A 9,498-nucleotide genomic window follows, 5' to 3' on the forward strand; every position below is an offset into this window, starting at 1 on the left:
GCCGGACGTTGCGCAATTCCATGTCCTGTGTTCCGGATACCCCCGGTCCAGCGCCCCGAAGGCTGGCCCCAATGTGACCGGTTAAAGCCTCTGCCGCATATACAAACATGCAGCAGGGGCTTTTTTTATGGCCTCCTGAAAGTAGCTCTGAACTGTTGGCCCCCAGGGGTTTCACAAAGATGTCATACCCCGTGTGTAACCTGCAACTTTACAAATCCTATACGTTGCAGACACACGATGAACACACTTACCCACACCCCCAGCACCGCTTTTACCGACCCTGACGAACTCGACAACAACCCCAGCCACAACGCCCATTTGCAAGACGTGATGGCTGCCCCCATGGGCCGCCGCCAGTTGCTGCGCTCTGGCGTGGGCGCACTGGCTACCGCCAGCCTGGGCGGCATGGGGCTGACGGCCTGCGGTGGTGGTGACGACGATGTGGTCGCGCCGGTGTTGCCGCCCGTGTTGGGCTTTACCGCCGTGGCCAAAGACCTGGTGGACCGCGTTACCGTGCCCGCGGGCTACACCGCCACCGTGATCTACGCTACCGGCGACTCCATTGACAGCACTGTCAGCGACTACAAAAACGACGGCACCGACAGCAACTTCGCCCGCCGCAGCGGCGACCACCACGACGGCATGCACTACTTTGGCCTGGGCACCGACGGCTCGCCCTCGCAGACCAGCAACACCCGCGCGCTGATGGCTATCAACCACGAAGCCATCAACGGCACGGTGCAGTTCATGCACCCCAACGGCCAGACCAACATCGCCTCCAGCGCAGGCCCCCGCCCCGAAGCCGAGGCCTTGAAAGAAGTCGAAGCGCACGGCGCGTCGGTCATCGAAATCAGCAAGACCGCCGGTGTGTTTGGCGTGGTCAAGGCATCCAGCTTCAACCGCCGCATCACACCGCGCACCCCCATGGTGTTTGGCGGTCCGGCCAAGGGCTCGGCCCTGCTGAAAACCAAATACTCGACCGACGGCACCGCTACCCGCGGCATGATTGGCAACTGCGCCAGCGGCTACACCCCCTGGGGCACCTACCTGACCTGCGAAGAAAACTTTGCCGGCTTCTTCCGCCGCGGCAGCGCCGACGACGCACTGCGCAGCGCCAAGGAACGCACCGCCTTCAAGCGCATCGGCCTGGCCCAGGGCGCTGGCGGCGGCCAACGCTGGGCCACCGTGGTGCCCGCCGACAGCAGCAGCACCGAATACGCCCGCTGGGATGCCAGCAAACTGGGTGCCTCCACCGACGGTACCGACGACTTTCGTAACACCCACAACACCTTTGGCTGGGTGGTCGAGATCGACCCGTACAACCCCGCCTCCACCCCGGTGAAGCACACCGCCCTGGGCCGCTTTGCGCACGAAGGTGCCTGGCCCAGCAACCCGGTGGTCGGCCAGCCGCTGGCCTTCTACATGGGCGACGACTCGCGCAGCGAATACGTCTACAAATACGTCTCCACCGCCGTCTGGTCGGCCGCCGACGCCAACCCCGCCGACCGCCTGGCCACGGGTGCGAAGTACCTGGACAACGGCACGCTGTATGCCGCCAAATTCAACGCCGACGGCTCGGGCACCTGGCTCAAGCTGGACCTGAGCAACACCGCCATCAGCGGCAACAGCGCCTACGCCTTTGCCGACCTGGCCGACGTGCTGGTCAACGCCCGCCTGGCCGCCGACGCCGCCGGCGCCACCAAGTGCGACCGCCCCGAGTGGACGGCCGTGAACCCGCGCAATGGCGAGATCTACATCACCATGACCGAGAACCCCGACCGCGGCGCGGTGGGCACCACCAGCGGCAACAACCAGCCCAACCCCGATGTAGACCCGGCCTTCCCGCGCTACTGGCTGGACAACAAAGGCGTTTCCAGCCAGAACGCCACCGCCACCACACTCAAGGGCGATGTCAACGGCCAGGTGATGCGCATGCGCGAAACCGGCAACCTGGCATCGGCCACCACCTTCAACTGGGACATCTACCTGTTCGCCAGCCAGGCCACGGCCGATATCGGGTTAGACAACGTGAACTACCAGGCCAATGTGAACCTGTCCGGCCTCACCTCGGTGAACGACCTGTCCAAGCCCGACGGCTGCTGGTTCTCCAAGGCCAGCGGCATCCTGTGGATCGAAACCGACGACAACGCCTACACCGATGTGACCAACTGCATGCTGCTGGCAGCGGTACCCGGCAGCTACGGCGACGGCGGCAAGGTCACCGTGACCAACCAGGCCAACGGCAAACCCGGCACCGCAGGCACCGCGGCAGTAGCGGTGGACACTTTCGCGGGCAAGAAGATGAACGACACCATCTTCCGCCGCTTCCTGACCGCACCGCTGGGCTCCGAAGTCACCGGCGTGGCCGAGTCCCCCGACGGACGCGCCCTGTTCATCAACATCCAGCACCCGGGTGAAAACACCGCCGCCGCCAACATCGGCGACCCGACCAAGTACGAGAGCCACTGGCCTGGCAACGGTGCCGGTGTGGCCGCCTACGGCCCGGGCAGCAGCAGCGCCCGTCCCCGCTCGGCCACGGTGATGATCACCAAGAACGACGGTGGTGTGATCGGCTTGTAAGCTGCGTATTTATCAAAAAATCACCTTTTTTGATAGCAGATAGCGCATAGGGTGCATGCGCTATCTGCCAATTTTGCGCCCATAATTTTTATCTAAATGCATAGCAAGCCCCAGGGCGCAGAGACCGGGCTGGCAGCCCTTTTTAACCCGCGCCGCCCATCCCATAGGCGGCTAGCTTTAAAAGGGCTTTGCGGAAGTGCCACCGGGGCGTGCAGGTGCTTATGTAAAGTAGGTGCTGGCTTTTTTACCAGCGCCCGCTTTTCCCCACTCCATGCCCAAAAACACCCCTCTGCGTTACGCCCTGGCCGCCCTGGCAATTCTGGTAGTGGCCGTCGCTGCCAAACTGCTGTTCTTTGCGGCACCCAAAAAACCCGACTTCGTGACCGCCGCCGCCGCCCTGGCCGACCTGGAGCAGGCGGTGCTGGCGACCGGCACCCTGCAGGCCTTCAAGCAGGTCAGCGTGGGCGCGCAGGCCTCAGGACAAATCAAGTCGCTGAAAGTCGCCCTGGGCGACACGGTCAAAAAAGGCCAGTTGGTGGCCGAGATCGACTCGCTCACCCAGCAAAACAACCTGCGCACCAACGAGGCCGCGCTGGCCAATGTGCAGGCGCAGCTGCTGGTGCAAAAAGCCACCCTCAAGCAGGCCGAACTAACGTACCAGCGTGAAAAAACCTTGCTGGCGGCCGATGCCAGTGCCCGCGCAACCTTTGAAGCCGCCGATGCCGCCCTGCAAACCGCCCGTGCCCAGGTCGGTGCGGCACAGGCGCAGATTACCCAGGCGCAAATTGCCGTCAGCACCGCGCGGCTGAACCTGGGCTACACCCAGATCCTGGCCCCCATCGACGGAGTGGTGGTGGCCCTGGTCGCCCAAGAGGGCCAGACGGTCAACGCCAACCAGAGCACGCCCACCATCATCAAGCTGGCGCGGCTGGACACCATTACCGTGAAGGCGCAGATTTCTGAGGCCGACGTGGTGCGCGTGCGGCCCGGCCAAAAGGTCTACTTCACCATCCTCGGCGCGCCCGACAAGCGCTACACCACCACCTTGCGCACCGTAGAGCCCGCGCCCGACTCCATCCTGACCGACACCACCACGGCCACCACCACCAGTGCCAGCGCCATCTACTACAACGGCCTGTTGGACGTGCCCAACCCCGAGGGCCTGCTGCGGATTTCAATGACGGCGCAGGTCAACATCGTGCTCAATGAAGCCAAGCAGGTGCTGAGCATTCCCTCGGCCGCCCTGGGCGAGCGCGACCGCGACGGCCGCAGCAGCGTGCGGGTGGTGGACAGTGCAGGCCAGGCCGTGCCGCGCAGCGTCAAGGTGGGGCTGAACAACAACGTCAACGCCCAGATCCTGGACGGTCTGGCCGCAGGCGAGCGCGTGGTGGTGGGTGAAGCGGCGGCGGCGGCCCCGGGCAGTGGCGGCGGTAGTCCCCGCATGCGGCCCCCGGGGATGTAAGGATGGACAACCCCAGTCCAAAAACCACCTCCAGCCCGCTGCTGAAACCCACCGCCTTGCTGGAGTTGACCGCCTTGCGGCGGGAATTCCCCGCCGGTGAAGAAACCATTGCCGTCCTGAAAGACGTGCACCTGCAAATCCACGCGGGCGAGATGATTGCTATCGTCGGTGCGTCCGGCTCGGGCAAGTCCACGCTGATGAATATTCTGGGCTGCCTGGACCGGCCCACCACCGGCTCCTACCGCGTCGCCGGGCGAGAAACCGGCCAACTCGGCCCCGATGCGCTGGCCGAACTGCGGCGCGAGCACTTTGGCTTCATCTTCCAGCGCTACCACCTGCTGGGCGACCTGAGCGCGTTGGGCAATGTGGAGGTGCCCGCCATCTACGCGGGCAAAGACAGCACGGCACGAGCGTGCTGCCGCCCTGCTGGGCCGCCTGGGCATGGCCGACCGCATGCGCCACAAGCCCGGCCAACTCTCCGGCGGGCAGCAGCAGCGGGTGAGCATTGCGCGCGCGCTGATGAACGGCGGCAGCGTGATCCTGGCCGACGAGCCCACCGGCGCACTGGACAAGCACAGCGGTGCCGAGGTGATGAAGATCCTGCAAGAGCTGCACGCCGAAGGCCACACCATCATTTTGGTGACGCACGACATGCAGGTAGCCGAACACGCCCAGCGCATCATCGAGATCAGCGACGGCGAAATCATTGCCGACCGCCAAACCCAGCCACCCCGTACCGCCCCCACCTTGCCCGCGCCTCCCGCTGGCCAGGCAGGCTGGGCGGCCGCCTGGGGCCGATTTACCGAAGCCTTCCGCATGGCCGTGCTGGCCCTGCGCGCACACCCGCTGCGCAGCTTTCTGACCATGCTGGGCATCATCATCGGCATCGCCTCGGTGGTGTCGGTGGTGGCGCTGGGCGAGGGCTCGCGCCTGCAGGTGCTGAAGAACATCAGCTCCATCGGCACCAACACCATCGAGATTTTTTCCGGCACCGGCTTTGGCGACCAGCGGGCGGGCCGGGTGCGCACCCTGGTGCCCGCCGATGCCGACGCGCTGGCCCAGCAGGTGTACGTGGACAGCGTCACCCCCACCGCCTCCAGCTCGGCCACGCTGCGCTTTGGCAATGTGGCGGTCACCGGCAACATCAACGGCGTGGGCGAGCAGTATTTTCGCGTCAAGGGCGTGAAGCTGGCCCAGGGGCGCTTTTTCAACGCCGCCAGCATCGCCAACCTGGCGCAAGAGGTGGTGATCGACGACAACAGCCGCAAGCAGCTCTTCCCCACCAACCCCAACCCGGTGGGCCAGGTGGTGTTGCTGGGCAGCGTGCCGTTTCGGGTGGTGGGCGTGGCACAAAAAAGCGAGTCCGGCTTTGGCAATGCCGAGGCCTTGAACGTCTACATCCCCTACACCGCCGCCATGCGCCGGGTGCTGGGCCAGGGCTACCTGCGCTCCATCACCGTGCGGGTCAGCGACGATGCCTCGTCCAAGGCCGCCGAGGCCGGGGTCAACCGCCTGCTCAAGCAGCGCCACGGCGTGGTGGATTTTTATGTGCTCAACACCGACACCATCCGCCAGACGATTGAAAGCACCACCCAGGTGCTGACCCTGCTGATCTCGGCCATCGCGTTGATTTCGCTGGTGGTGGGCGGCATCGGGGTGATGAATATCATGCTGGTGTCGGTGACCGAGCGCACCGGCGAGATCGGCGTGCGCATGGCCGTGGGAGCACGCCAAAGCGACATCCGCCAGCAGTTTTTGATCGAAGCAGTGCTGGTTTGCCTGCTGGGCGGGCTGCTGGGCATTGCCTTGTCGCTGGCCATTGGCTGGGGCTTCAGCCTGCTGGGCACCAGCTTCCAGATGGTCTATTCCACCAGCTCCATGGTGGCGGCCTTTGCCTGCTCCACCCTGATCGGCGTGGTGTTCGGCTTCCTGCCTGCCCGCAATGCGGCCCAGCTCAACCCGGTAGAGGCCTTGGCCCGCGAATGATGAACCTGCTGAATTCCAAAACCGCCCTGCTCTGCACCTTGCTGCTCTCCGGCTGCGCCAGCCTGCAAACACCCTACACCGCACCCGTGACCCAGGTGCCCACGCAATGGCAATACGCCAGCGCCACCGCAGTCACGGGCAGCGCCCCGTGGTGGACCCGTTTCAACGACCCGGTGCTCGACCAGCTGGTCGCGCAGGCCCTGCAGCGCAACAACAACCTGGCCGCCGCTACCATCAAAGTGCGCCAGGCCCAGTTGCAGGCCGGGCTGGCCGAGAACCGGCCCAACTTCAGTGGCAGCCTGAATACCGGCGCCAGCCGCGCCCTGAATGGCAACGCCAGTACCGCCCGCAGCAGCGGTGCCAGCCTGGGTGCCAGTTACGAGGTCGATTTGTGGAACAAGCTGGGCAGCCAGCGCGACGTGGCCCTGTGGGAAGCCCGCGCCACCGAACAAGACCGTGCCGCCACCGCCCTGGCCCTGGTGGGCACCACGGCGCAGCTCTACTGGCAGCTGGGCTACCTGAACCAGCGCTTGAGCGCCAACCTGCAAAGCATCGCCACCGCCGAAAAAACCCTGCAGCTGGTGCAAGCCCAGGCCAATGCCGGTGCCGTGGGCGGGCTGGAGCTGGCCGAAGCCCGGCAGAGCCTGCTCAACCTGCAGGCCAGCCACACCACCCTGCAGCAGCAGGCCGTGGCCGCCAACACGGCCCTGGCCCTTCTGTTCGATACCGCCCCCGGCACTCCACCGGCCCAGCCCCAGACATTGCCCACCAGCACCCTGCCCGACGTGGCCGCAGGCCTGCCCGCCGAATTGCTGGCCCGCCGCCCCGATTTGCGCGCCGCCGAGCTGCGCCTGCGCGAGAGCCACGCCAATATTGCCGCCACCCGCGCCAGCTACTACCCGGCGTTGACGCTGACCGGCGCGCTGGGCACCAGCAGCACGGCGCTGCTGAACCTGCTGAGCAACCCGGTGGCCAGCCTGGGTCTAGGCCTGGGCCTGCCGTTTTTGAACCAAAAAGAGATGGACCTGAACATCCAGATCGCCCAGGTGCAGAGCGAAGCGGCCGTGGTCAATTTCCGCCAAACCCTGTACACCGCGCTGGGCGATGTAGACAACGCCTTGTCCGCCCGCCAACAGTACCGCGCCCAGGCCGTGTTGCTCACCCAGGCGCTGCAGGCCGCCACGCAAGCCGAGCGCCTGTACGAAGTGCGCTATCGCGCCGGCGCCGTAGCCCTGAAGCCGTGGCTGGATGCCCAGGAAAGCCGCCGCAGCGCCGAGATCGCCCTGGCCGAGAACCGCCTGAACCAGTTCAACAACCACGCCACATTGGTGCTGGCGCTGGGCGGGGATGCGGTGCTATCCGCCGCGCCTTGATGCTATATTTAACATAGCTACTAGCGTATATATTTATTGCGCCAGAGGCTTATTTCATGTAAAAAATGGCTTGCGATTCGTACACCTACTTCGGCCACAGCACCCACAGCTTCAAAGGCTGGTGGACACGCGAGGCAAGTGCGCCCGCTTCGGGGCCAGTGCCGGCAAAATAGTCTGCGCGCACGGCGCCCAGAATGGCGCTGCCGGTGTCTTGCGCGAAGACGAGTTTTTGCAGTTGCAAGGTGTTGCCGCTGGTTGCCAGCCACACCGGCGTGCCGTACGGAATGCTTTGCGGGTCGACCGCGATCGAGCGGCCCGGCGTAAGCGCGACGCCTTGTGCGCCTTTGGGGCCAAAGGCCGCGTCGAATTCGCTCAACACCTCTTCACGGAAAAAAATATAGCGTGGGTTGCTCCACATCAGCGACTGCAGACGCTGCGGGTTCTGCGCCACCCAGGCTTTGGTGGACTCGGTCCAGGGCGCGGCCATGCTGCCCTGGCCCTGGTCGCTGAGCCACTGCGTGATACTGCGAAACGGCTGGTCGTTGGTGCCTGCAAAGGCCACCCGGACGGTGCGCTGCGTGCCGTCGGGTTCGGTGATGGCCAACCGGCCCGAGCCTTGGATGTGCAGTGACATCGCATCAATCGGGTCGGACAACCAGGCGATCTCGCGGCCTTGCAGCGCCGCGCGGGCCTCGGGAAGCGTTTCGATTTCCTGGCGCGTAAACCAGGGCTTGCGGTTACCCAGACCGGCCGGTGGCCGGTACAGCGGCGTGTCGAAGCCCGGTGCCGAAACGCGGCTGGCGCGCAGCACCGGCTCGTAATAACTGGTGAGCTTGCCATCGGCCACACCTTGCAGCGACTCGACGCGGTAAGGCTGCAGCCGGGCGACCATCCAGGCGCGCTGCTCATCGCCGCTGCCGATGCTCAGGCGGCGCACCTCTTTGCACAGCGGGGCCTGGACCGGGCCAGGACGTTCGCAACTTTTGATCCAGGCGTTCCAGGCTTCATGCAGCGCGTCTTGGCCAAAACCGGGCAACTCGGCCCAGCGTACCGCTGTCCAGCGGCTTTTGCCCTGGGTGATGGGCGGAGGCAACGGGCCGGTGTCGCCGGGCACGGTGTAAGGCGGTGAGTAAGACGGGGAATAGGGCGGAGCTTCGGGCAGGCCAGGCACGGTGGTGGGCAGGGTAGGCGTGGCAGGACCCGGGGGTTCGGGCATGCGGGTGGCGCAGGCGGCCAGAGTTCCTACAATCGCGGCCAGAACGGCACGGTGTACGCCGCACGCACGGAAAAAATCTAGAAGGAGTCGAAGCATGGTGTTGTTGTTACTGGAAGCGCTGGGTGCCGGGTTGACGCTGGTGCTGATTGTCTGGTGGACCATGTTCTCGGGCCGCAAAAATGGCGAAATCGTGGAGAAATCTAAAGAAAACAAGCCTCCAGCGCAGGATTAGCCTACGCCAGTAGCTACATTTTTTGTAGCAAATTGGCCAATTCTACGGCCGACTTCACTTCCATCTTGTCGAACACCCGGCCCCGGTGCACCTCCACCGTGCGCACGCTGATGTCGAGCTGGTCGGCAATCAGCTTGTTGGGCAGGCCCAGCACCACCAGCCGCATCACATCGCGTTCGCGCTCGGTCAGTTCGGTCAGGCGGGTTTGCAGGCGCTGGCGGCCATCGCGGGCGCGCAAGTTCAGGGCCGACTGGGCCAGGGCCTGCTCGATGCGGTCCACCAGCGCGTTGTCAGAAAACGGTTTTTCGCAAAAGTCGAAAGCCCCACGCTTGACTGCATCCACAGCCGTCGGCACATCGGCGTGGCCGGTCAAAAAAATCACCGGCATGGGCTGGTGCAGCCCGCGGGCAATCAGCTTGTCAAACAGCGCCAGCCCGCTGATGCCGGGCATGCGCACGTCCAGCAGCAGGCAGCAGGCCTGTCGCGGCACAAAGCCGGTGGCCAGCATGGTCTCGAAGGCCTCGGCGCTGGGGAATCCTTCGCTGAACAGCCCGCGTGAACGCAGCAACCACGACAGCGCATCACGCACGCTGGCATCGTCATCGACGATGAACACGGTGGCATCTTGTACGGGTTGCATCAGGGCCTC

Annotated in this window: 6 protein-coding genes and 1 pseudogene; 5 read left to right on the top strand and 2 right to left on the bottom strand. The window is 65.0% G+C overall.

Translation table 11 applies throughout. From position 1 onward, the window contains the following. Positions 1 to 237: 237 nt before the first annotated feature. The 4 genes and pseudogenes from AC097L_RS07885 (at position 238) to AC097L_RS07900 (ending at position 7,401) form a co-directional block, all read left to right on the top strand. Positions 238 to 2,580: a PhoX family protein gene (locus tag AC097L_RS07885; protein ID WP_479585738.1), complete on the top strand. Its 2,343-nt coding sequence runs from the start codon at positions 238 to 240 to the stop codon at positions 2,578 to 2,580. A gap of 271 nt (positions 2,581 to 2,851) precedes the next feature. After that, a complete protein-coding gene (locus AC097L_RS07890; protein ID WP_479585742.1) occupies positions 2,852 to 4,042 on the top strand; it encodes an efflux RND transporter periplasmic adaptor subunit in 1,191 nt (396 codons plus the stop codon). A gap of 2 nt (positions 4,043 to 4,044) precedes the next feature. Continuing rightward, positions 4,045 to 6,028 (top strand): annotated as a pseudogene (locus AC097L_RS07895) (MacB family efflux pump subunit). Next, positions 6,028 to 7,401: an efflux transporter outer membrane subunit gene (locus tag AC097L_RS07900; protein WP_479585746.1), complete on the top strand. Its 1,374-nt coding sequence runs from the start codon at positions 6,028 to 6,030 to the stop codon at positions 7,399 to 7,401. The pseudogene AC097L_RS07895 and the gene AC097L_RS07900 overlap by 1 nt, the downstream one beginning before the upstream one ends. Positions 7,402 to 7,486: 85 nt before the next feature. Here AC097L_RS07900 and mltA read toward each other — a convergent pair whose 3' ends face one another. After that, a complete protein-coding gene (gene mltA / locus AC097L_RS07905) occupies positions 7,487 to 8,617 on the bottom strand; it encodes a murein transglycosylase A (protein WP_479585749.1) in 1,131 nt (376 codons plus the stop codon). A gap of 94 nt (positions 8,618 to 8,711) precedes the next feature. Between mltA and AC097L_RS07910 the strand changes: the two genes are divergently transcribed. Then, positions 8,712 to 8,849 (top strand): hypothetical protein, encoded by a 138-nt coding sequence (locus AC097L_RS07910; protein WP_479585753.1) that lies wholly within the window; start codon positions 8,712 to 8,714, stop codon positions 8,847 to 8,849. Between the two features lie 13 nt (positions 8,850 to 8,862). On the opposite strand, the gene AC097L_RS07915 is transcribed toward AC097L_RS07910, so the two are convergent. Further along, the gene (locus AC097L_RS07915) at positions 8,863 to 9,489 is read right to left on the bottom strand and encodes a response regulator transcription factor (RefSeq protein WP_295955245.1); all 627 of its coding nucleotides are present in this window, start codon (positions 9,487 to 9,489) and stop codon (positions 8,863 to 8,865) included. Between the last annotated feature and the right edge of the window lie 9 nt (positions 9,490 to 9,498).

It is taken from the genome of Rhodoferax sp. RT5P35 (assembly GCF_056521385.1).